This window comes from Pseudoalteromonas sp. J2K-J979, assembly GCF_058169715.2.
This window is the reverse complement of the sequence record NZ_CM200281.1, coordinates 1569634-1591246: the sequence shown is the minus strand read 5'-3', so window position 1 is coordinate 1591246 and position 21613 is coordinate 1569634. Positions and strand designations below refer to the sequence as shown.

22 protein-coding genes are annotated in these 21613 nt (G+C 42.3%); 4 read left to right on the top strand and 18 right to left on the bottom strand.

Going from position 1 to position 21613, the window contains the following annotated elements:
• Window positions 1–19: 19 nt before the first annotated feature.
• The 3 genes from katG to AC3KVK_RS07330 form a co-directional block, all read right to left on the bottom strand.
• A complete protein-coding gene (gene katG, locus AC3KVK_RS07340; RefSeq protein WP_490312057.1) occupies window positions 20–2200 on the bottom strand; it encodes a catalase/peroxidase HPI in 2181 nt (726 codons plus the stop codon).
• Between the two features lie 172 nt (window positions 2201–2372).
• Window positions 2373–2816, bottom strand: a complete 444-nt coding sequence (locus AC3KVK_RS07335) for a GNAT family N-acetyltransferase (RefSeq protein WP_490312058.1) — start codon at window positions 2814–2816, stop codon at window positions 2373–2375.
• 57 nt (window positions 2817–2873) lie between these two features.
• A complete protein-coding gene (locus tag AC3KVK_RS07330) occupies window positions 2874–4040 on the bottom strand; it encodes an alpha/beta hydrolase (RefSeq protein ID WP_490312059.1) in 1167 nt (388 codons plus the stop codon).
• Between the two features lie 257 nt (window positions 4041–4297).
• Here AC3KVK_RS07330 and AC3KVK_RS07325 point away from each other — a divergent pair, with 257 nt between their 5' ends.
• Window positions 4298–5851 carry a cryptochrome/photolyase family protein gene (locus tag AC3KVK_RS07325; protein WP_490312060.1) on the top strand — a complete coding sequence of 518 codons (1554 nt, stop codon included), beginning with the start codon at window positions 4298–4300 and terminating at the stop codon, window positions 5849–5851.
• Here the strand turns inward: AC3KVK_RS07325 and AC3KVK_RS07320 are convergent.
• The 3 genes from AC3KVK_RS07320 to AC3KVK_RS07310 form a co-directional block, all read right to left on the bottom strand.
• The gene (locus AC3KVK_RS07320; protein WP_490312061.1) at window positions 5848–6138 is read right to left on the bottom strand and encodes a YciI family protein; all 291 of its coding nucleotides are present in this window, start codon (window positions 6136–6138) and stop codon (window positions 5848–5850) included. The two genes, AC3KVK_RS07325 and AC3KVK_RS07320, sit on opposite strands and share 4 nt — an antisense overlap.
• 17 nt (window positions 6139–6155) lie before the next feature.
• Window positions 6156–6401, bottom strand: coding sequence for a DUF6868 family protein (locus tag AC3KVK_RS07315; protein WP_490312062.1), 246 nt, complete (start codon window positions 6399–6401; stop codon window positions 6156–6158).
• Window positions 6402–6482: 81 nt separating this feature from the next.
• A complete protein-coding gene (locus AC3KVK_RS07310) occupies window positions 6483–7379 on the bottom strand; it encodes a LysR family transcriptional regulator (protein ID WP_490312063.1) in 897 nt (298 codons plus the stop codon).
• Window positions 7380–7528: 149 nt separating this feature from the next.
• Between AC3KVK_RS07310 and AC3KVK_RS07305 the strand changes: the two genes are divergently transcribed.
• Entirely contained in the window at window positions 7529–8056 is a 528-nt protein-coding gene (locus AC3KVK_RS07305; RefSeq protein WP_490312064.1) for an NADPH-dependent FMN reductase, read from the top strand.
• A 105-nt stretch (window positions 8057–8161) separates the two neighbouring features.
• Window positions 8162–9001, top strand: a complete 840-nt coding sequence (locus AC3KVK_RS07300; RefSeq protein WP_490312065.1) for a DUF417 family protein — start codon at window positions 8162–8164, stop codon at window positions 8999–9001.
• A 16-nt stretch (window positions 9002–9017) separates the two neighbouring features.
• Here AC3KVK_RS07300 and AC3KVK_RS07295 read toward each other — a convergent pair whose 3' ends face one another.
• Both AC3KVK_RS07295 and AC3KVK_RS07290 read right to left on the bottom strand, forming a co-directional pair.
• Complete coding sequence (locus AC3KVK_RS07295; protein WP_490312066.1) at window positions 9018–10244, bottom strand: spore maturation protein; 1227 nt, start codon at window positions 10242–10244, stop codon at window positions 9018–9020.
• Window positions 10245–10352: 108 nt separating this feature from the next.
• Complete coding sequence (locus AC3KVK_RS07290) at window positions 10353–10751, bottom strand: glycine zipper family protein (RefSeq protein WP_490312067.1); 399 nt, start codon at window positions 10749–10751, stop codon at window positions 10353–10355.
• A 151-nt stretch (window positions 10752–10902) separates the two neighbouring features.
• Between AC3KVK_RS07290 and rsmF the strand changes: the two genes are divergently transcribed.
• Window positions 10903–12342: a 16S rRNA (cytosine(1407)-C(5))-methyltransferase RsmF gene (rsmF, locus tag AC3KVK_RS07285; protein ID WP_490312068.1), complete on the top strand. Its 1440-nt coding sequence runs from the start codon at window positions 10903–10905 to the stop codon at window positions 12340–12342.
• A gap of 324 nt (window positions 12343–12666) precedes the next feature.
• Here the strand turns inward: rsmF and AC3KVK_RS07280 are convergent, their stop codons facing one another.
• From AC3KVK_RS07280 to fabG, 10 genes are all read right to left on the bottom strand, one after another.
• Entirely contained in the window at window positions 12667–14538 is a 1872-nt protein-coding gene (locus tag AC3KVK_RS07280; protein ID WP_490312069.1) for a metallophosphoesterase family protein, read from the bottom strand.
• A 6-nt stretch (window positions 14539–14544) separates the two neighbouring features.
• On the bottom strand, window positions 14545–15324 hold the full coding sequence (locus AC3KVK_RS07275) for a TatD family hydrolase (protein WP_490312070.1): 780 nt from the start codon (window positions 15322–15324) through the stop codon (window positions 14545–14547).
• Between the two features lie 9 nt (window positions 15325–15333).
• The gene (locus tag AC3KVK_RS07270) at window positions 15334–15660 is read right to left on the bottom strand and encodes a PilZ domain-containing protein (RefSeq protein WP_490312071.1); all 327 of its coding nucleotides are present in this window, start codon (window positions 15658–15660) and stop codon (window positions 15334–15336) included.
• 8 nt (window positions 15661–15668) lie between these two features.
• Entirely contained in the window at window positions 15669–16577 is a 909-nt protein-coding gene (gene holB / locus AC3KVK_RS07265; RefSeq protein ID WP_490312072.1) for a DNA polymerase III subunit delta', read from the bottom strand.
• A gap of 2 nt (window positions 16578–16579) precedes the next feature.
• A complete protein-coding gene (gene tmk / locus AC3KVK_RS07260) occupies window positions 16580–17203 on the bottom strand; it encodes a dTMP kinase (RefSeq protein ID WP_490312073.1) in 624 nt (207 codons plus the stop codon).
• A 1-nt stretch (window position 17204) separates the two neighbouring features.
• Window positions 17205–18197 carry an endolytic transglycosylase MltG gene (gene mltG / locus AC3KVK_RS07255; RefSeq protein WP_490312074.1) on the bottom strand — a complete coding sequence of 331 codons (993 nt, stop codon included), beginning with the start codon at window positions 18195–18197 and terminating at the stop codon, window positions 17205–17207.
• Window positions 18190–18987 (bottom strand): aminodeoxychorismate lyase, encoded by a 798-nt coding sequence (gene pabC, locus AC3KVK_RS07250; RefSeq protein WP_490312075.1) that lies wholly within the window; start codon window positions 18985–18987, stop codon window positions 18190–18192. Before pabC ends, mltG begins: the two co-directional genes overlap by 8 nt.
• 81 nt (window positions 18988–19068) lie before the next feature.
• Window positions 19069–20307 (bottom strand): beta-ketoacyl-ACP synthase II, encoded by a 1239-nt coding sequence (gene fabF / locus AC3KVK_RS07245; RefSeq protein ID WP_490312076.1) that lies wholly within the window; start codon window positions 20305–20307, stop codon window positions 19069–19071.
• 91 nt (window positions 20308–20398) lie between these two features.
• Window positions 20399–20635 (bottom strand): acyl carrier protein, encoded by a 237-nt coding sequence (acpP, locus tag AC3KVK_RS07240; protein WP_009840252.1) that lies wholly within the window; start codon window positions 20633–20635, stop codon window positions 20399–20401.
• A gap of 230 nt (window positions 20636–20865) precedes the next feature.
• Window positions 20866–21612 carry a 3-oxoacyl-ACP reductase FabG gene (fabG, locus tag AC3KVK_RS07235; RefSeq protein WP_490312077.1) on the bottom strand — a complete coding sequence of 249 codons (747 nt, stop codon included), beginning with the start codon at window positions 21610–21612 and terminating at the stop codon, window positions 20866–20868.
• Window position 21613 lies beyond the last annotated feature (1 nt).

Sequence of the window (21613 nt, the reverse complement as noted above, 5' to 3'; positions counted from 1 at the left end):
CGATTAAGCAAATCGAATCTTAGTTCAAATCAAAACGGTCAAGCTCCATCACTTTTACCCAGGCACTCACAAAATCATCAACAAATTTTTGCTTAGCATCGGCCGAGGCATACACTTCCGCTAGCGCTCTAAGTTGCGAATTAGAACCAAAAATCAAATCGACTCGACTTGCTTGCCAGCGCACTGCGTTTGTTTCTCTGTCTCGCCCTTCAAACACTTGTTGATCTGCGTTAGTTGGCTGCCAATGTGTTTTCATGTCGAGTAAATTAATAAAGAAGTCATTGCTTAACGTATCAGTTTTATCCGTCAAGATCCCTAGGCGTGATTGATCGGTATTAATATCCAATACGCGTAATCCCCCTAGTAATACGGTCATTTGCGGTGCACTTAAAGTTAATAGTTGGGCTTTATCAATCAACAAAGCCTCTGCTGGCACACTGTATTGGCTTTTTTGATAGTTTCTAAACCCATCTGCAATTGGCTCAAGCACTGCAAACGAGGCGTCATCGGTTTGTGCCTGTGTGGCATCGGTGCGCCCTGCTCTAAACGGGACGTTTACCGTATGCCCAGCATTCTTTGCGGCTTGTTCAATCCCGACGCCGCCAGCCAATACTATTAAGTCAGCGAGCGATACCTGTTTGCCTTCGCCGTTACTGTGATTAAATGCCTGTTGGATGGTGTCAAGTTGGCTAAGCACCACTGATAACTGAGCGGGTTGGTTAACCGCCCAATCTTTTTGTGGCGCGAGCTTAATTCTCGCCCCATTAGCCCCGCCACGGTGATCAGAACCACGGTAGGTCGACGCTGATGCCCACGCCGTGCTAACAAGCTGAGATACTGTTAAACCACTGTTGGCTATCTGTTGTTTGAGTGCCGCGATGTCATTATCGTCAATCAGCGTATAATCACGGGCTGGGATCGGATCTTGCCAAATCAGTTGCTCTTCCGGAACAAGAGGTCCAAGGTACCGTGCTACGGGCCCCATATCACGATGAGTCAGTTTAAACCATGCACGGGCAAAGGCCTCTGCGAATTGCTCAGGGTGAAGGTGAAAGCGTTTAGCTATTTTTGCATAACTAGGATCTTCGCGCAGGGCGATATCGGAAGTGGCCATCATCGGCGCATGGCGCTTATTTGCATCGTGTGCATCTGGGACTGTGTCTGCGCCAGCACCGTTTTTAGGCGCCCATTGCTTCGCGCCAGCTGGGCTGCTGACCAATTCCCAATCATAGCCAAATAAGGTATCGAAAAAGCCATTATCCCACCTGATTGGATCTGGCGTCCACGCCCCCTCTAAGCCACTGGTGATGGTATCAACACCTTGACCTGTGCCTAAGCTGTTTTTCCAGCCAAAACCTTGTTCGCTGATGTCTGCGGCTTCGGGCTCTTTGCCAACATGAGCAGGATCGCCTGCACCATGAGTTTTTCCAAACGTGTGGCCGCCCGCAATGAGCGCAACCGTTTCTTCATCATCCATCGCCATACGGGCAAATGTCTCTCTGATATCTCGTGCGGATGCAAGTGGATCGGGGTGGCCCTCCGGCCCTTCTGGATTGACATAAATTAAACCCATTTGTACGGCAGCCAGTGGATTTTCGAGTTCGCGGTCGCCTTGATAACGCTTATCACCTAGCCAAGTTGTTTCTGCGCCCCAATAAATATCTTCTTCAGGTTGCCAAATATCAGCGCGCCCACCAGCAAAACCAAATGTTTTAAAGCCCATTGTTTCTAAGGCGCAGTTGCCCGCTAAGATCATTAAATCAGCCCAAGAGATCTGACTGCCGTATTTTTGCTTGATTGGCCATAATAACCGACGTGCTTTATCTAAGTTTCCGTTATCTGGCCAACTGTTAAGCGGGGCAAAACGCTGCGACCCTGTTCCTGCACCACCACGTCCATCTGCGGTGCGATACGTGCCTGCACTGTGCCACGCCATACGAATAAAAAATGGCCCATAATGACCATAATCTGCTGGCCACCAAGGCTGAGAGTCTGTCATTAATTGATTCAAATCTGCAATCAGGCTATCTAAATCAAGCGACTTAAATGCTTGGGCATAATCAAATGTATCTGCCATGGGATTGGATAAATCGCTGTGTTGGTGAAGCATCGAAAGCTTTAGTTGATTGGGCCACCAATCTTGATTTCGCGTTCCACCGCCCGCAGCATGCTTAAATGGGCATTGACCTTGTTGAGACATACTTGACTCCATTGCTATTGTAAAATGACTATCGGCTCATAAAAATACCCCTAAGTTATAGAGGCATTTATGAGGACATTCCAATGAATAAAAGCTAAGTATTTAATCGGTTTTATCGATGAGTTAACTACAAAGAATCTTGAATAGCGCGGTTCAAGGGTGAATTTCCAAATTATTGATGCTGAGGTTTGATGACAAAGCCTTTTTCGATCCCCGCTTTTAGGCCGACTTTTTCATACACACGATGCGCGCCTGTCAGTTGTTCGCCCGACAATAACATGACTTTATAACAGTCTTTTTGCCAAGCCAGTTCAATTGCATACTCGAGCACTTGTTGACTCAACCCCTGCCGACGAAATGCTTCGCCGGTAATCACGTGTTCAATAATGCCAAACGGCCTTGCACCATTTGCAATACTATTATTGAGACCTAGCGCGCAAGTTGCTGCTAATTGCCCTTTTTGTTCGGCGACAATAATAAAGCAGGTCGGATCATCGATCATAATTTGCCAAGCGCGCTCAGCTTGAGCTTCGGTTAATTCTGGATCATGTGGACGTAATTCTTTATACAAAGCCTGAACTGCGGTTCTATCAGCTCTATCGGCCAGTCTAATCATAATTATCTCACCCCTTAGTTAATCGCCATCAAGTGGTCATGTGTTGTCGTTGAAAAATTATTGCGTTAACTGTGCTCGGTAGCGTTCCAAAGTGGCTTGTTGTTTATTTTGATGCCACTGTACTAACATTTTTGCTTTTTCGACAGCACGCTGTTGTGCGTTAATCGCCTGTTGAATTTTCCCGTGCTGGTTGTAAAACTCGGCCAATGCTGATTCGGCATAAGAAGAGTCGGGATACAATAAAATAATCTTTTTAAACAACGCTTCGGCTTGTGAGGCTTGCTCTTTGGTGAAGGATTTCGCGAGGTTGTTTAATGAGCTTTCTGCAGACACCTCAAAACCATATTTTTTATCTGATAGGCGCTGGTAATAGCCAATAATGGCATCCGCTCCGCGTTTTGAAATCTCAGAATCGGCTGCCAGTGGGGTGAATTTGTCTGCAAATAAGCCCTCAATGCCATTAACTAACGTAACAATTGGCTGAGACATATAATTGTTGGCTGTATTAAACACGACCTGCCAATCTAGGCTCTTGGGTGCGACACGTTCGAGTGTCTGTTTTAATGCCGTCACATCTGCAAGATGGTTTTTTTCATAGCTGTGCTCACCAATAGAAATATACACATACCGTAAGCGGTCATCTAAAGCTTTGAGTTTCGTGTTTGCCTGTTGATTAATATTGAGCATATTATCCCCCAGTGTTGGGCTCGCTAATAGATAACCGGTGAACAAAGCTGGACGATTCAATAAAATGTATAACCCCAAAGCGGCATTCCCCATAAAGCCACTGTAGGTTTTAAAGCCATTGGTGCGGTATTGCTTATCGATAGTCGCCAGTAAATCGTGTTCGAAGTAATCCAATAATAGAGGATTAGTAGGTTCGGCCACTAAGTGCTTAAACTGTTTTGCAAACTCCTCATGGTAATTTTTGGGTGTAATGATAATCGTTTGCGGCCAAGGCCATTCGCCATTATGGCTGAGCCAATCATTCAATTGGCTAATGTAGCCATGACTACGAGGATGTAAATCAAAATGCAGGTAATAGCGCTTTTGTTTATTTTTATCATCGTGATAACCGTTTGGCAAAGTAACGGTGTACTCAAGTGGGGTAGTAAAAAAACGAGAAGAAACCTGCAGCGAATCGGTTTGTGTGGCATGCGCCGGGGCAGCGATTCCCCAGATAAAGATAAGTAATAGACAAAGTTTAAAGGCTGTTTTCATCATCGTTTCCCTACTGTGTTAGCATTTTTTATAATGTTTTCATCACTCTGCAGTACTGTCACTACCAAGTCAACCCCAAAACGCTCGCTTCTGCCCCAGCCTATCTTAAAGATGTGAGTGATCTATTTACGTTTTTATACGTAAGGTGATTAGCAATAATTTATTAATAAGCGTCTTAATTGAGGATGAAAACAGCGGCCTGTGTTTGTTTAATCAGCTTCACCCAACACCCTTATTTTGACCCCGTTTAGCGAGCAGCCATGAGCCAACAATATTCAAAGTTACGTTTAGTATTAGGCGACCAACTTAACGCGCAGCACTCTTGGTTTAAACAAGACAAACAAGACGTGTTATACGTGATTGCAGAGCTTCGCCAAGAAACCGATTACGCCCCCCATCACATTCAAAAAGTGTGTGGCTTTTTTGCTGCGATGGCACAATTTGCATCTGCGCTTAATCAAGCTGGCTTTAGTGTGTTACACCTAACACTGGATGACACCCAACATGATGCTGATCTACCTCATTTACTAATGCGCCTATGCCAACAATATCATTGTCAGCAAATTGAATACCAACAACCTGACGAACACCGCTTAGCTATGCAACTGCAAGAACACGATTTTTCACCGTTTAGTCAGCGTTGTGTCGATAGCGAACATTTCATGCTGCCCTCTGCGGAAATTAATCAGTATTTCAAAAAAGATAAGCATGTTACGATGGAGCATTTTTACCGAAAAATGCGCAAACGCTTTAATGTGTTAATGGACAACGAGCAGCCCCTTGGTGGTCAATGGAATTTTGATGCGAATAATCGTGCTAAGTTAAAGAAAACCGATTTAGCATCCATTCCTGCGCCGCTCTTGTTCAACACTGATGTCAGTGCTATTGAAGCGCGCTTAACCCGCCATCAAGTGAACACCATTGGCAAATTAACGGCTCCGTATATTTGGCCTGTTAACCGCAGTCAAGCCCGTCAATTGTTAGCTTATTTTTGCCAATATCTACTGCCTAATTTTGGCCGATTTCAAGATGCAATGACGGCCCATAGTCAACACAGCTGGAGCCTGTATCATAGCCGTTTATCATTTGCGATGAATTGTAAAATGTTGCACCCAATGCAGGTGATCCAAGCAGCCATTGATGCTTATCATCATTCCAATGGGCGGATTAACCTTGCGCAAGTTGAAGGGTTTATACGGCAAATATTAGGCTGGCGTGAATATGTCCGCGGGGTGTATTGGATGAATATGCCCGACTACAAAACCTATAATACACTCATTGCTAAGCGCGATTTACCCGAGTATTTTTGGCATGGCCAAACCAAGATGAAGTGTCTAAAACATGCCATTAACCAAAGTCTCGACACCGCTTATGCCCATCATATTCAGCGTTTAATGGTGACTGGGAATTTTTGTCTACTCACTGGGATTGACCCCGATCAAGTCGATAATTGGTACTTAGGCATTTATATTGATGCTATTGAATGGGTCGAACTCCCCAATACTCGCGGCATGACTCAGTTTGCCGATGAAGGCATTGTAGCGACTAAACCTTATTCAGCCAGCGGAAACTACATCAATAAAATGAGCGATTATTGCGGCGGCTGTCATTACCAAGTGAAAGAAAAAACCACCGACACTGCATGCCCGTTAAATAGTTTATATTGGCATTTTATGGTTGAGCATCGGCAGCGTTTGGCGAAAAACCCACGCATTGGTATGGTGTATCGCAATTGGGATAAACAATCACCCGATCTGCAAGATGCGACACTCGCCCGTGCAAAGTGGTGTTTGAACAATATTGAGCAGCTTTAACTGCTCACTATGTCCGCTAAACACGCTGCCGATTTTGTCACAGTAAACTCGGTTATTTCGTATACTGCGATACCCTCGCGATAAAAGGGGTCATTTTCTAGTAAGGTGTGCAGTGCGTCACGGCTTTGCATGTTAACCAAAATAATTCCGCCGGTACGAGGGACTTTTGGCCCAGAGGCAAGAAAGTGTCCTGCTTGATAATTATCTTCTAAAAAGTTGAGATGCGCCTGCAACGCCTCCTCAACTTGGCTTAAATTGGTGTGATAAGTAATAGAGACAATAAACATTCGGTACCCTTAAGTTATTATGAGGCCATCGCTTTTAACGCCAAATAAGGCACGATAAATAATATAAACATCAGCAGCTTGTACTGTGCAAAATATTTCAAGTAAATAATATTGAGGTCCTCTTCACTCAAACCAAATATTTGGCTATGAATGTGTAAAACCCCTTCTTTGAACACTGTTAGCATCATAAATATCACACATAAAACCGCCATACTGATCACACTGGCCCAACCAAAAAATTGTGTTAATTCAGCAATATTCATCGTTCTTTCCTTGTTTTCGCCCAGAGTGTGGCCAACTTTAACAAATAGTCGCATTAAAGTAAGTAGATTTTACATTTCAAATTAATCGGTTATTTCAGCAGTCAGTAAATCAATAAAGGCACGCACTTTGGCAGAAAGATGCTTGCGACTTGGATACACCGCATAGACGTTAATTTGAGGCTCAATAAACTCGTCAAACAGTATTTCAAGCTCAGGGTGTTCCCTAACCTCTTTAAGATAAAATCCTGGTAGCCGTGTTATTCCTTGGCCTGCAAGAACCAACGCCAACTGGGTTTGCCCATGATTGCAGCGGATTTTTTGTTTAACATCGACCACGATTTCATCACCACTTTGTTCGACAAACACCCAGCGCGCAGGATTTTTTAAGTTGGCATAACAAATACAATGATGCTTGGCTAGTTCGTAGGGGTGATGTGGACGGCCAAATTTTTCAATGTAGCTTTTAGACACGATCACATAAGAGCGTGTAGAGTAGATGCGTTTGCAAATTAAACTCGATTCATCAAGCTGCGGCGCTGCGCGAATGGCCAAGTCATAGCCATCGGCAATGACATCAATTTTTTTATCACTCAAATCCCAATCTAAACTGACATTGGGATAGGTATCGAGGTATTTGCTTACAATGGGTCGTAAATAATGCTCACTAAAGCCTATCGGGCAGCTTATTTTTAATACTCCTTTGGGGTTGAGTTGGTTATGAGTAATTAAATCAATTGCCTGCTCTGCATCATTTAATAACTGGACACAATGTTGATAAAAAAGTTCTCCTTCAGGCGTCAAAGCGATTGAACGCGTGGTTCGGTTTAATAAACGAACACCTATCCGAGCTTCTAGCTTACTCATCACTTTACTGACGTGTGAACTCGAATGGCCTAGCTGCTCAGCTGCCGCATTAAAGCCATTGCTCTTAATTACTTGAACAAAAATTTCGATCCCTGCAAATTTATTACCAGCCATATGGAAGCAGTCTCTTTATTTTTACTATATTAATTAATTTTGATTACCAATATACACTGGCCTTATTGAATTTTGCAGCTTTACTGCAAAAAAATAATCACTTAGAGAGTCAACATGTTCCTGCTCTCTTTTTATGTTGGAGACACACTATGAACGTATTAGCCTTTGCCGCATCAAGCTCAAAACAATCGATTAATAAGCAATTAGCCACTTTTGCAGCCTCATTGGTCAACGATGCCGAAGTTGACGTGCTCAACCTAAATGAATATGAAATGCCCATCTATAGTAGCGATCGTGAAAATGAATCAGGAATTCCCGTACTTGCCCAACAATTTTTCAACAAGATAACTGCGGCTGATGCCATCGTGATTTCATTTGCTGAACACAATGGTTCGTACACCGCAGCATATAAAAATATTTTTGATTGGGCCTCGCGCATCAACCAAAAAGTATTTCAAAACAAAGCAATGATTTTACTTGCAACATCACCTGGGCCGGGCGGTGCGCAATCAGTCCTGACGGCTGCAACCGGATCAGCGCCTTTTTTCGCTGCTAATGTGAAAGCCAGCATCTCAGTACCCAGTTTTTATGACAATTTTGATATGCAAACTCAGCAAATTAGTAATCCAGAAATTTTGGAGCAATTACAAAGCGCTGCTAATAGTCTGACAAGCTAATATTCCTAAGTACAACCTCGGTAACCCACCTTTGCCTGATGTTTTTTGAAAGTTAATTTGCTGTTTACGGGTCAACTTGGCACATAAAATTATTTTGGAGTTTTTGTGGATAAGTTCACCCAACACAGCGTGTTAATTTTAGTAAGCACTGCATGTTTACTTTTGGGCTTAAGTTTTTTTTTAGGGGCGTCACCTCAGTCTCTGACTGAGCTGGTGACAACCTGGCCCATTATTTCCTTCTTTGTGGCGACAGATTTAGCGCAAGCTGTCGGCGGAACATTTTTACTGCTGGCGTTTTTAGGTTTCACCTTGGTGGTTTTCCCGACCTTCAAATATCCTTTTTCTTTGCTACTAATATTGGTTGCTTGCCTTGCATTAGCGACTTTAAGCAATGACAGCCGTTGGATAGCCTCACTCGGTGGGTTTCCTGTGATTGGTTCCGGTCAAGGGATAATTAAATACGTCGCTTTAATCGGCATTGCTGCTTATCTATGTAAACCGTCAAAGTTGACCCAACATGGGCTAGTGTGGCTGAACATATTGCCTGTGGTGTTAGTGCTGAGCTGGATTGGTGGCATGAAATTTACCTTGATCGAAGCGCAAGGCATTGAACCTTTGATCCGCCATTCTTTTTTGATGGCGTGGTTATATGAACTGTTTGATGTCCCTATGACATCCAACCTGATTGGAGTCTACGATTTGCTCGCTGCGATTTTATTAATTGTTGGCGTTTTTTATAAACCGCTGCGCATACCCAGTTTATTGATGGCTGGGGCGGTATTTGTGGTGACACAAACATTTTTATTGACTACGCCAGGTGTGTTTTCAACTGAGACCATTTTGACTGGTACAGGGCAATTTTTAATAAAAGATCTGTGGTTTATCGCCAACTTACTCATTATTTGGCACGTATTTCGTCAGCAACCATTAGCGAAAATAAGCTAAGCTCACGCGCCCCTCATTAACCAAAAAACCAATAGCACACGGCGATGGCGGTAAGGATACCTGCCACATCGGCTGCTAAGCCGCACGCAATCGCATGGCGGGTATGCTTGATCCCAACGGCCCCAAAATACACCGCAAGCACATAAAAAGTCGTTTCTGTCGAGCCTTGGATGGTCGAGGCTAATCGGCCAGCAAATGAATCTGCGCCGTGAGTATTCATGGTTTCTAACATCATGGCACGTGCACCTGAGCCACTCAGTGGTTTCATAAATGCTGTTGGCATCGCATCAACAAACCGTACATCACCATTAAATACCGCCACTATATAACGTAGGCCATCTAATAACACATCTAATGCCCCACTGGCACGAAACACACCAATGGCACACAGCATCGCTAATAAATATGGGATCAAAGAAATCGAAAATTCAAACCCTTGTTTAGCCCCTTCAATAAACTGCTCATAAACATTTTGCTTTTTAAAGTACGCCCAGCAAAAGCAAATCAGCACAAACGAAAAAATTAAAAAATTACTTAATACTGCTGACTGATAACTTAATTGTTCAGCGGCTAAGGTACCAAAATATAAAACCAAGGCCAAAATAGCTGCGACCAAAGTACCCAAGTACGCCAACGTGACCGCATGATACAACTTAATTTTTTGCACCCAAGCAACCACGAGTAAGCCGACCATAGTCGAACTAAATGTCGCCAATAAAATAGGGATAAACACATCCGTTGGGGAAGCCGCACCTTGTTGCGCACGATACACAAACACCGCAATAGGAAACAGCGTCACAGAGCTGGTATTGAGCACTAAAAACAATATTTGCGCATTGCTTGCGGTGTCTTTATCCGGATTGATACTTTGTAAATCGTGCATTGCTTTAATACCCAGTGGTGTGGCGGCATTGTCTAACCCTAATAAATTGGCCGACAAATTCATCGTAATTGAACCAAACGCGGGATGATTTTTTGGCACATCTGGCATCAAACGGCTGAATAAAGGCGAGAGCCCCCGCGCCAAGACATCGACCATCCCAGCTTTTTCAGCGATTTTCATCACCCCTAACCAAAAGCACAACGCGCCAATTAAGCCTATAGCGATTTCAACCGACACTTTAGCCATGCTAAATAAAGCTTGCACCATGCGCTCGAACACCAATCCATCTCCGCTTAGCCATGTCGCCAGTGCAGAAATAAATGCAATGATAAAAAAAGACAACCAAATTTTGTTTAACATAGTGGAGAGATTCTTAATTTCGAGAGTGACATTGTTTCATTAACTATCAGAAAAGTCATAAAAAAAACCGCTTATGGCACCATTAAACGGTTTCAGAAAAGAGGTCATTTAATTTATAACGGTATAACCGCGGCCTATCATACAATTTTTTTCTGCTTGTATCTGAGCCAGTTTAAGTTGCTGGGCTTGATCTTTTTTATTACGGCGATTTTCTAAGATCCCCGATCCTATGGCGACCCCAGCCCCCACTTTTGCCCCTTGTGAGCCACTGCCGCCACTGATCGCGCCAGTCGCTGCCCCTGCAGCAGCTCCTGCCACAGCCCGCCCTGCTAAGCCGTCTTTTTCGGCCGGGAGCGCTTTAACTTGTTGTGCAAGTTGTTGGCACTGTAATGTGTCTAGACTGTATTGGTTAGCGTCTGTCACTTTACTTGTGTCGACGACGACATTCGCCATTACAGAAAAATTAAACAATACCATGAGACTACTGAGTAATAATCGTGTTTTCATATTGGATCCCTTTTATATAAAGCCGAGCTCATTTTACTTTAAGTTAACACTCGTGTAATTAATACCTTTAAGTTTAAAAGCGTTAAATTAGTGAATCGATTATCGCTTTGCTGGTATTATAGCGCCCAGATACAAGCCAAGGGCGAATACATTGGACGCACACACGTATATTCCAGCAGAGTTTATTGCTGATGTTGAAAGTTATATTCCAGACCATTTAACCATTTCAGATTACATTGCGAGCTGCCAGCGCCCCCTTCGCCCTGCACTTCGAGTCAATACACTAAAAACCACTGTGGCCGAATTTTTAGCATACGCCGATAAACATGCTTGGGTCGTCACACCTATTCCATGGTGTTCTGAAGGATTTTGGTTTGAACGCCCCCTTGTCCAGCAATCGCTCTCAATCGGGAATACCGATATCCATTTAAGTGGCGGGATTTATATTCAAGAGGCAAGCTCGATGTTGCCTGTTTTTGCTTTGCAACATCAAACGAACTTGCAAGATTGTTGCGTGCTTGATATGGCCGCAGCGCCCGGTTCTAAAACTTCTCAATTAGCTGCAGCCATGAATAATAGTGGCTTTTTGATTGCTAACGAGTTTTCATCATCGCGCTTAAAATCGTTGTCGGCCAATATGCAACGTTTAGGAATTGCCAATGTGGGCTTGTCTCACTTTGATGGCGCGATTTTCGGCTCTTATATGGAGCAGTGTTTTGACCATATTCTACTTGATGCGCCATGTTCAGGTGAAGGCACGGTTCGTAAAGATCCCAATGCACTCAAAAATTGGTCCATAGAGTCAAACCTGCAAATTGCTGATGTACAAAAACAGCTCATCGACAGTGCATTTTACGCGCTTAAACCAGGTGGTACGCTGGTTTATTCAACTTGTACTCTCACACCCTTAGAAAACCAGCACGTGTGTCAGTACTTGTTAAACAAATTCGCAGGGCATGTCGAAATTATCCCTTTAAACACGCTTTTTTCAGGTGCAGAGCGAGTCGCAACCGATGAAGGATACCTACATATCTGGCCTCAAGTACTCGATACCGAAGGTTTTTTTATTGCCAAGTTTAAAAAGCTTTCACATGTTACACAGCCAAATCCGCAAATCAAAAAAGGGGCATTTCCATTTTCTGATTTTCCAAAAAAAGAAGCTCAGGTATTTTTAGATTCGCTTAAACAGCATTTTGGCATAGCGGGTATTGCGGGTTCATTGGCTATTCGCGACAAAGAATTGTGGTTATTTCCAGAACAATCAATTGATTTAAAAGAAAAAATAAAATTTAGTCGACTCGGAATTTTAATCGGTCAAACTCATCGTACGGGTGTGCGTTTATGTCACGAATTTGCTACTGCACTGGGGCACCTTGCAACTAAAAACCAATATGAATTGAACAGTTTAGAGGCTTGCGAGTATTTTCAGGGTAAAGACATAAAATTGTCACATCCAACGAAGGAGCAAGGCGAAGTGTTGCTGACGCTTTGTGGCAATGTAATTGGCTTAGGTAAATGGCAAAAGCATAAAATAAAGAACAGCCTACCTCGAGACTTAGTACGGGATAACCAGTTAATAACTTGGGAGTAACCTTGTTAAAACATGTGCTTTATGTGGGGGTAAAAGACAAATAAAAAGTTCAACTAATTGATTTTTAATGGATTTAAAAATATTGGAAATTTTTTCACTTTTTTTTATTTGTTAACTACACTTAATGTTACTTTCACTTCTCCCTAAAGTTTGTGAAATATTTTTGAGTTAGCGCACGGCTCATTATGAGCCATTCCCCTATGCCTAGGACAATGTGGATTAGTCCTAGGCGTTTTTTCTTCTAATATTGAAAAATATCACCTAAAAATCATAAGTCATTAATTACACTTGAATAATTATGAAAAACTGACAATTACAAGACAATTAGTGGTTTTCTAAATCAAATTCAGTAATTTCACCATTCCCATGCAAAATGACATAGCGTGATAATTTTTGTTCTGTTAACTCGATGATACTAATACCACTTTGACTCACTAAGTGCCTTGGCTTATCCATTAACGTTGCATGTTTCTCGACTTTCATTTGCCAGCGCTTGGTAAAGAAGTTCAAAGGACTGTACTGCCCATAAAAAAAGCTATCAAGTTTATCCAAGCATCGTAGTAAAGACTTAGGGAATTCATTTTTAATCCCACTGGCTGTCAGCTGCCAAATGCGATTATCACGATTCGAGAATCGCGCTTGCACAGAAAAACAAAAGGAATAATGTACATCCCCTGACAGTATTAGGGTTTCACAAGGTGTATCGGCACGGCGAAATATCTGCATTAATTTCCGAGCAGCCCCTTCATGTGCCATCCAGTTTTCCACATCGACCAACAAAGGTTGGCCACAAAAGTTAAAAATTGATTGGATTGCTTCGATTGATTTGACACCAAAAACGGGCGCTGGCGAGACTAAAATCACTTCATCTTCGCCCTCCAATGCATCTTCGAGTAAGCTTAATTGTTGCCAATCCATCAGCCCAGAAGGTTCGTTAAAATTTTGTTCATTGCGCCAACGCTGAGTACGGGTGTCTATAACCACGACTTTAGGCTGGCAATCGAGTTGATACGACCACCTATCAAACTGCTTAATTTGGTGATCAAAATGACTAAAATCCCAGCCTATATTACCTTCAAGATCGCTAAAACTCGCTAAAAACGATTTCGATAACTCGTCTGTCTGTGCGCCACTATCGTTACCATACCCTTGAAATAACCAATAACTGATTAAACCATTGCAAATAATACGATTACTCACGGCATCATCATACACAGCTTCTTCCCAAGCCGCTGTGAGATTCCAATCATCGGTGACATCATGATCATCAAACATCATCACAGTACAAATATTTGCCATCAGTCGCTCACACTGACCTAAGCTATTGGCAAACTCAGTTAGCGCGCGCTGCTCTGAGTGAAAAGTCTCAGTGTGTTTTTTATTGATACACGAAGGGGGCGAAACTGTTAGGTCAACCATTTGCCAAGCATTAGCACTATACGTGAGTAAGTATAAAGCAACAAACTCTTCAAAAAATACTAAATGATTCTCAGATTTCAAGCTGGTGAAGTGGTCTAAATCACGTCGAAGCCAATACCCTATTTCTGTTTTATCGCGGTTTTGCCAAGGCGTATATGGTAAAAATCGATCTCGGCAATACAACTGTTGCTCGATTGTTGGTGGCAGCGTGATATCTAAACTTTGTTCGCGATAGAGGCCTAAAATTTGAATTAATTGCTGAATATACAACAACATTGGGCCAGCAACATCATCAGCATAAATTTGATCACCTGATAAAATTAATAACTGTGCACCATTTGATTGGTTTTCTCGTTGGACTTGCTGATCAATGTCTGCCATGGCAAGCGCATCTTCACTGTGATGATGTGGATTGCGACATGAACCATGCAGTACTCGAGTCAGGTTATGAGGAATTAAAAAGGATGGCAGTGCAACATGATCATAACTAAATAAACTGTGATCGATGTCAATATCACTGACAAGCCGATATGAAATCAAACGATCTACAGGCAAGCCTGCTTGCGAAGAAATCAGTAAATGACGCAAATATGCTCGCTCTCCCAAGCGAAACTGCACCTCAGTGAGCGCGTAATCGACATCAATATCGGGTAATTCTACCGCTAGTTGCGCATCAGTACTGGTTATAATACTGATGCACACTTGGTGAGGCTCAGCTCGCCTAACCTGTGGCCCTGTGATTAAAAATGGGATAGACACAGAATCGGTGCTAAACAAAAACTCTTAACCTCTGTTCACTAAATTAAACAAAGAATAGAAATTTTGCGTGGTGGCGGTCGCTAATTCTTTATAGGAAATACCTTTTAAATCAGCGATAAAGTACGCAACATCTTGCACATAAGCCGGCTGATTCGTTTTGCCTCGGTGTGGCACAGGCGCTAAATACGGTGAATCTGTTTCAATGAGTAAGCGATCTAGTGGGATCTGTTTAACAACATCCCGCAGTTCAACCGCATTTTTGAAAGTCGCAATCCCTGATATCGAAATATAAAACCCTAAGTCAATGGCTGCTTTTGCCATTTGCCAATCTTCTGTAAAACAGTGTAAAACACCGCCGACTTCATCTGCATGATGGCTTTTTAATAAGTTTAAGGTGTCTTGACGAGCATCGCGAGTATGTATAATCAGCGGTTTTTTCAACTCTCTGGCTACTTCGATGTGGCCAACAAATGAATCTAACTGGACCTGTTTTGTTTCTTCACTGTAGTAATAATCGAGTCCAGTCTCACCGATAGCTACGACTTTTGGGTCCACGGCTAGTTTTTGCAATAATGCTTTATCTAACGCATCTTTTTGATCCAATGGATGAACACCACACGATGCGGATACATCTGGGTACCCTGCAATCTTAGCGAGCATCGATGGAAATTGTTGCAATGTGACGCTCACACATAAAAAGTGTTCAACGTCTTTTTGTCGAGCTTGCGCTAAAACCTGGTCTAGATCTAAATCTAATTTTTCAAAATCAAGTCTGTCGAGATGACAGTGGGAATCTACAATCACAATATCTACTTACATCGTATAGGTGGCATCACCCGAATTGAGCATGCTGGCTAAAAGGCGTTCTATCTTATCACGAAGCTGGTGTTTATCATCGATAAAACCAATACCGATCCCTGGAGGATTGGCATTTTGACTTCCTTGAGGCGTCATCCAAACGACTGAACCCGTGACAACATCTTCTTCTAACGCATCTGGTAATGTCACTCGAAGCGCCATTGGTTGGCCCATTTCGTATTGCATATTCGTTCGGACAAACAAGCCGCCATTTTTTAAATATGGCATATAGCACTTATATAACTCTCGTAAGTCTTCAAAATCAATTAACAGTTCTTGCAAAATACACCCTAACTTTTAAGTTGCTGCCCTAGCGAAAAAACTAATTCACTGACTTGCAGTGGAAAATTAATACCAGACACATTATCAACAGCTTGTTGGTATTGTGATAAATGCTGCATACATGTCTGATACCTTTGAAACTCAATTTGTTGATGAATCAAGCTCTGTTTAATCATTTCGCTAATAAATATCGAAAATACTGCGATATAGTCTGATTTTTGCTGCAAAATATCAACAAGTAACTGTGGCTCAATCTCATTTTTTATCTGTTGAGTCAGTTGATAGAGCTGATTAATTGTCTCTACTTCATCATTTTTCTGCCATTGTAATAATAATAACGGCTGTTGTATAAAAAACTGATGCCAAACTTGGGCGTGTAATTGAAAATTAATTGATCTCAGCCACTCATTAACCTGCTCTTGATCCGCTGCATGTAATTGCACATGCGCACACCGACTCAAAATCGTTGCAGGTAATCGGCTGACATCATCACACACTAACACTAAAAAACGTTTTTTTGCTGGTTCTTCCAGGGTTTTAAGCAACGCATTAGCAGCAGCGACCGTCATGTTTTGCGCATGATATACAACGACTACTTTGTTACCGTTTTGTCCTGCTGAACTTTGACAAAAATCTGCAACGTTTCTCACTTCATCCACGCCAATAGTGGTGGTATCTTCGCCTAAAAGAAGACGATCTGGATGACTATTAGCTTGTAGCAGGTGGCAGGATTTACATTGACCACACGGTGTGAAATTAACTGGCGAAGCACATAATAAAGCATCAGCTAAGGTTTGTGCAAACGCTTGTTTACCCACCCCAACAGGCCCTTGAAGTAATAAAGCGTGATGTAAGCGTTCTCGATAAAATGAATCACTTATTTGCTGGTAAGCCGCCTGCAACCATGGGTACAACATTGTTATAGTTCCTGAAGGAAATGTTCTAATACAGCTTGGATATCGTGATGAACTTGCTCAATCGTCTGCTCAGCATTAATCACTTTGATTGTCGGGTCTTGTTTTGCAATCTCTAGATACTTGGCACGACTGCGTTGAAAAAAGCTCAATTGTTCTTGTTCTATTCGGTCTAATTCACCACGCTCTGCGGCCCTTGCCAGCCCGACTGTAGGATCGATATCGAGATAAAGCGTTAAATCAGGTTTTAAATCTTTTAAAACAATTTTGCTTAGTGCTTCTAATGTTGTGTCTTCAATTTGGCGTCCGCCTCCTTGGTAGGCGCGCGAAGAAAGATCGTGTCGGTCTCCTATCACCCAAGTGTTATTCGCTAAAGCTGGATTAATAACATTATGGATCAGTTGTGCGCGTGCGGCGTACATAATAAGCAGTTCCGCTTCTGGGCTGATTTCTTCTTCATGTGATGCTTTAACCAGTGCTCTAAGCGATTCCGCTAAGGGGGTACCACCCGGTTCGCGAGTATTGATAAATGCAATCTGATGTTGATTCATTATCTGTTGACATAACGCAATAGCTGTTGATTTTCCTGCGCCTTCAAGTCCTTCAATTACAATAAATTTCGCGGTCATATTACTTCTTTAATTGATATCGACGCACGGCAGCATTATGCGCATCGAGTGTTTTTGAAAATTGGTGGCTGCCATCCCCTTTCGCGACAAAATAATAATAGTCTGATTGCAACGGGTTCAATGCTGCTTCAATGGCTTTTTGTGATGGGTTTGCAATAGGCGTTGGCGGTAATCCTTTAATGACATAGGTATTATATGGAGTTGGCTGCCTGAGGTGAACACGTTTAATGTCCCCTTTATAATCATCTCCTAACCCGTAAATTACGGTAGGATCGGTTTGCAAACGCATTTTTTTGCGTAAACGATTGATAAACACGGAGGCAATGAGTGGACGCTCTTCTGCGACACCCGTTTCTTTTTCAATTATCGAGGCCATGATTAAGGCTTCATAGGCATTTTTGTAAGGGAGTTCGACTTGTCGATGTTGCCACGCCTCTTTGAGTGCTTGCTGCATTTTGAGGCTCGCGCGTTTTAATAAAGAAATATCGCTGTCATTCGCATTATAAAAATAAGTATCGGGATACAACCACCCTTCAATATTTTCACCGGTAAAATTTAACGCTTTTTGTACTTTCTCTTTATCATAAATAAATGGGGAACGTTGGATATAAGGCAAGTTAGCAACATTATCAATCACTTGATAAAACGTTTGTCCTTCGATAATCGTAAAACTGAATAAATGTGCCTCACCACGATTAATCTTTTGCACATTACTTATCACCGTGCCAGGGCTTAGCTGATACATGCCTGCTTTGATATCCGTTAAAGAAGGATCGAGTTTCGCTAACACTTCCAAGCCGAAACAAGAATCTATCAGCTGATTTAAACGCCATTGTTGGCATAATTGCTTTAAACCAATGCCTGATTGCACCAAAAATAAACGCGGCTGTTCAATAGATAAGGTTTGTAAGGGGTATTGCTTCAGCTGCCAATTGACAGCCATTATGGCGACGACACTGATCACAAAAAAACTAAAAATGATTTTTTTAAACACTGGGATCCAACTTTTCTTTTAATTGTTTAGCCAGTTCGAGATCAAAATTTTGTTGCTGTATTCTCGTAACTGGTATGAGGCCCATTAAGCTATTACAACAAAATACTGCGTCCATAGCCAACAATTGTTTTAATTCTATCGTTCTTACTGATATTGAATGCTTTGCTGCTAAGTACTGTAAGTACACACCTTGAATACCGCTATATTGCAAAGAAGGTGTGTAAAATTGCTGATCTTTTACTGCTATTATATTTGCCATAGAAGATTCAATAACATGGCCATTTAAATCAAGCACCACGGCATCTTGCCATTGATTGTCGTTAATTTCTTGCTTGATGAGCACTTGTTCCAATCGATTAAGGGTTTTTAAACCTGCAAGTAACGGTTGTAAACCGAGTCGTGTTGACGCAATCTCGAGTTCAATTCCTTGGCGTTGCCAACAAGTGTAATGCTGCGGAAAATCGAATAGAGATAACACAATTGTATGGGATTCAACATCCGGAGGGGCATAGCCACGCCCGCCTTCACCCCGTGTAATCACGACCTTCACTCCGCCGAGAGCCACACCACGAATGAGTGCTGTTATATCTGCATATAACTGTTGCAAATCAAGGGCTGAAAACCCTAAGCGCTGCTGACAAGTAAGTAAACGGTCGCAGTGTAAATCCCAATGTTCAACTTGGCCATCGCAAATTTTGGCGGTCGTAAAAAAACCATCGCCATAATTAAAACCGCGGTCAAAGACCGAAATCAGTTCACCCGATTGTGTATTGATGCGTGTTTTTTTCATCACAAAAAAGCCTGGTCTGTACCAGGCTCTCTAAAATGCTGTTCCATTGGGTTATTATACCCATGAAAAGACGTAATGTATTTACACTTTTTTGAACAGTAATGAACCGTTGGTGCCACCAAAGCCAAACGAATTACATAACGCATAATCGAGTTTGGCATCACGTGCAGTGTGCGGTACATAATCTAGATCACACCCTTCATCTGGGTTATCCAAATTGATGGTCGGTGTCACTTTTTGATCTTGCAGCGACAATATACTGATAATTGACTCAACCGAGCCCGCAGCACCAAGCAAATGACCCATCATTGATTTTGACGAGCTTACCATCACCTCTTTAGCTGCATTGCCAAAAATAGCTTTAACAGCTGCTGTTTCTGCTCTATCGCCTGCATGGGTAGACGTGCCATGTGCGTTAATATAACCCACTTGCTCTGCATTCACTCCAGCATCATTTAAAGCATTTTCCATCGCCAAAGCAGCACCTGAGCCATCTTCTGGCGGCGATGTCATGTGATAAGCATCACCACTCATGCCAAAACCAACTAACTCAGCATAAATTTTTGCGCCACGCGCTTTGGCATGTTCGTACTCTTCTAATACAATCACGCCGGCACCATCTGCAAGGACAAAGCCATCACGGTCTTTATCCCAAGGACGAGAAGCCGCTTTAGGATCGTCATTACGCGTTGATAAAGCTCGTGCGGCACTAAAGCCACCCATGCCAATTGGCGTCGAGGCTTTTTCTGCACCACCGGCAACCATCGCATCTGCATCACCATATGCAATCATACGCGCTGCATGACCAATATTGTGTAAGCCGGTTGTACAGGCTGTTACAATAGAAATATTTGGACCTCTTAACCCGTGCATAATAGACAAGTGACCTGAAATCATATTGATAATGGTCGAAGGCACATAAAACGGAGAAAGTTTTCGAGGGCCACTATTGAGTAGTTTAATATGATTTTCTTCAATCAAGGTCAAACCACCAATGCCTGAACCTACAGCAACACCAATGCGGTTTGCATTGTGCTCTGTTACTTCAAGTCCTGAATCTTTAAATGCTTGAACACCTGCAGCAATACCATATTGGATGAATAAATCCATTTTCTTGGTATCTTTTTTGGCCATATATAACGAGGCATCGAAGTCTTTTAATGTGCCTGCGAATTTAGTACCAAAATCTGATGTATCGAAGTGGGTGATTAGGTCTATGCCACTTTCGCCATTCAGTAAACCTTGCCAAGTAGACGTAACGTCATTACCTAACGGGGTCAACATACCTAAGCCAGTAACTACAACTCGACGTTTAGCCACAGTGTCCTCCAATGGGAAATATGATGGTTTTTGATTTAGGGGGGTAAAATAGATTAAGGGCAGCGAATGCTGCCCTTAACTTGCTTATCTATTACTCTGCGTGTGCAGTAACGTAATCGATAGCAGCTTGTACTGTAGTAATTTTCTCAGCTTCTTCGTCTGGGATCTCAGTGTCGAATTCTTCTTCTAAAGCCATTACAAGTTCAACAGTGTCAAGAGAATCTGCACCTAGGTCATCTACAAATGAAGATTCGTTTTTAACTTCTTCTTCTTTAACACCTAGTTGCTCAATGATAATTTTCTTAACGCGTTCTTGGATGTTGCTCATTCTTCTTTCCTTTATTAAAACGCTAAAGCGTTACTTTTCAGATTGCAGCGTAGTTTACGGTGCAAAATAATGTGATTCAAGAATAAAACCATACTTTTTCAGCTGGTCAAACCTCATGAAACTAAAAACAATCTTTTATCGCTCATTTTAGCAGCGATTTCAACCTAAAATTCAGTAAGATCGTAGAAGTTTAATAATTTTTAAACAGTCTCGATACTCTAGCACTGAGTTTAGATCATGTACATACCACCATTCACATGAATGGTTTCACCTGTCACATACGCACCAGCATCTGATGCTAAGTAGGCCACAGTCGCTGCAATTTCAGCTGGAAGACCTAGACGACCCGCTGGCACATTGGCAAGAGTTGCCGATTTTTGCTCATCGGTAAGCTCATCGGTCATATCTGTTTGAATAAAACCCGGTGCAACAACATTCACGGTAATACCGCGCGAGGCCACTTCGCGTGCCATAGCTTTAGAAAAACCAATCACGCCAGCTTTTGCAGCTGCATAATTCGCTTGACCCGCATTACCCATAGTCCCAACAACCGAGCCGATATTAATAATTCGGCCTGATTTTTTCTTCATCATAGGACGCAATACGGCTTTAGAAAGACGGAAAATAGAGGTTAAGTTGGTGTCGATAATATCGTCCCACTCTTGATCTTTCATTCTCATTAATAAGTTATCTCGTGTAATACCTGCGTTATTAACTAAGATATCAATATCACCCAAATCAGCTTTAATGGCCGCTAAAACTGCTGTCACTGAATCTGCGTCGGTAACATTAAGGGCATAGCCTTTACCTGCTTGACCTAGGTAATCAGAGATAGCCGCTGCGCCTGACTCACTGGTCGCAGTACCTGCAACTGTTGCACCTTGTGCAACCAACGTTTCAGCTATCGCTTTACCAATACCACGGCTAGCACCTGTCACTAACACTACTTTACCCGTTAAAGAAAATAAATTACTCATA

Excerpts from the sequence above, each read along its gene's own strand:
- AC3KVK_RS07290 (WP_490312067.1), bottom strand. The coding sequence starts at position 10,751 with ATGAAAACACGATTATTACTCAGTAGTCTCATGGTATTGTTTAATTTT.
- acpP (WP_009840252.1), bottom strand. The coding sequence starts at position 20,635 with ATGAGCAACATCCAAGAACGCGTTAAGAAAATTATCATTGAGCAACTA.
- AC3KVK_RS07295 (WP_490312066.1), bottom strand. The coding sequence starts at position 10,244 with ATGTTAAACAAAATTTGGTTGTCTTTTTTTATCATTGCATTTATTTCT.
- AC3KVK_RS07305 (WP_490312064.1), top strand. The coding sequence starts at position 7,529 with ATGAACGTATTAGCCTTTGCCGCATCAAGCTCAAAACAATCGATTAAT.
- AC3KVK_RS07335 (WP_490312058.1), bottom strand. The coding sequence starts at position 2,816 with ATGATTAGACTGGCCGATAGAGCTGATAGAACCGCAGTTCAGGCTTTG.
- AC3KVK_RS07320 (WP_490312061.1), bottom strand. The coding sequence starts at position 6,138 with ATGTTTATTGTCTCTATTACTTATCACACCAATTTAAGCCAAGTTGAG.
- katG (WP_490312057.1), bottom strand. The coding sequence starts at position 2,200 with ATGTCTCAACAAGGTCAATGCCCATTTAAGCATGCTGCGGGCGGTGGA.
- AC3KVK_RS07315 (WP_490312062.1), bottom strand. The coding sequence starts at position 6,401 with ATGAATATTGCTGAATTAACACAATTTTTTGGTTGGGCCAGTGTGATC.
- AC3KVK_RS07330 (WP_490312059.1), bottom strand. The coding sequence starts at position 4,040 with ATGATGAAAACAGCCTTTAAACTTTGTCTATTACTTATCTTTATCTGG.
- AC3KVK_RS07325 (WP_490312060.1), top strand. The coding sequence starts at position 4,298 with ATGAGCCAACAATATTCAAAGTTACGTTTAGTATTAGGCGACCAACTT.
- fabG (WP_490312077.1), bottom strand. The coding sequence starts at position 21,612 with ATGAGTAATTTATTTTCTTTAACGGGTAAAGTAGTGTTAGTGACAGGT.
- AC3KVK_RS07310 (WP_490312063.1), bottom strand. The coding sequence starts at position 7,379 with ATGGCTGGTAATAAATTTGCAGGGATCGAAATTTTTGTTCAAGTAATT.
- holB (WP_490312072.1), bottom strand. The coding sequence starts at position 16,577 with ATGTTGTACCCATGGTTGCAGGCGGCTTACCAGCAAATAAGTGATTCA.
- tmk (WP_490312073.1), bottom strand. The coding sequence starts at position 17,203 with ATGACCGCGAAATTTATTGTAATTGAAGGACTTGAAGGCGCAGGAAAA.
- pabC (WP_490312075.1), bottom strand. The coding sequence starts at position 18,987 with ATGAAAAAAACACGCATCAATACACAATCGGGTGAACTGATTTCGGTC.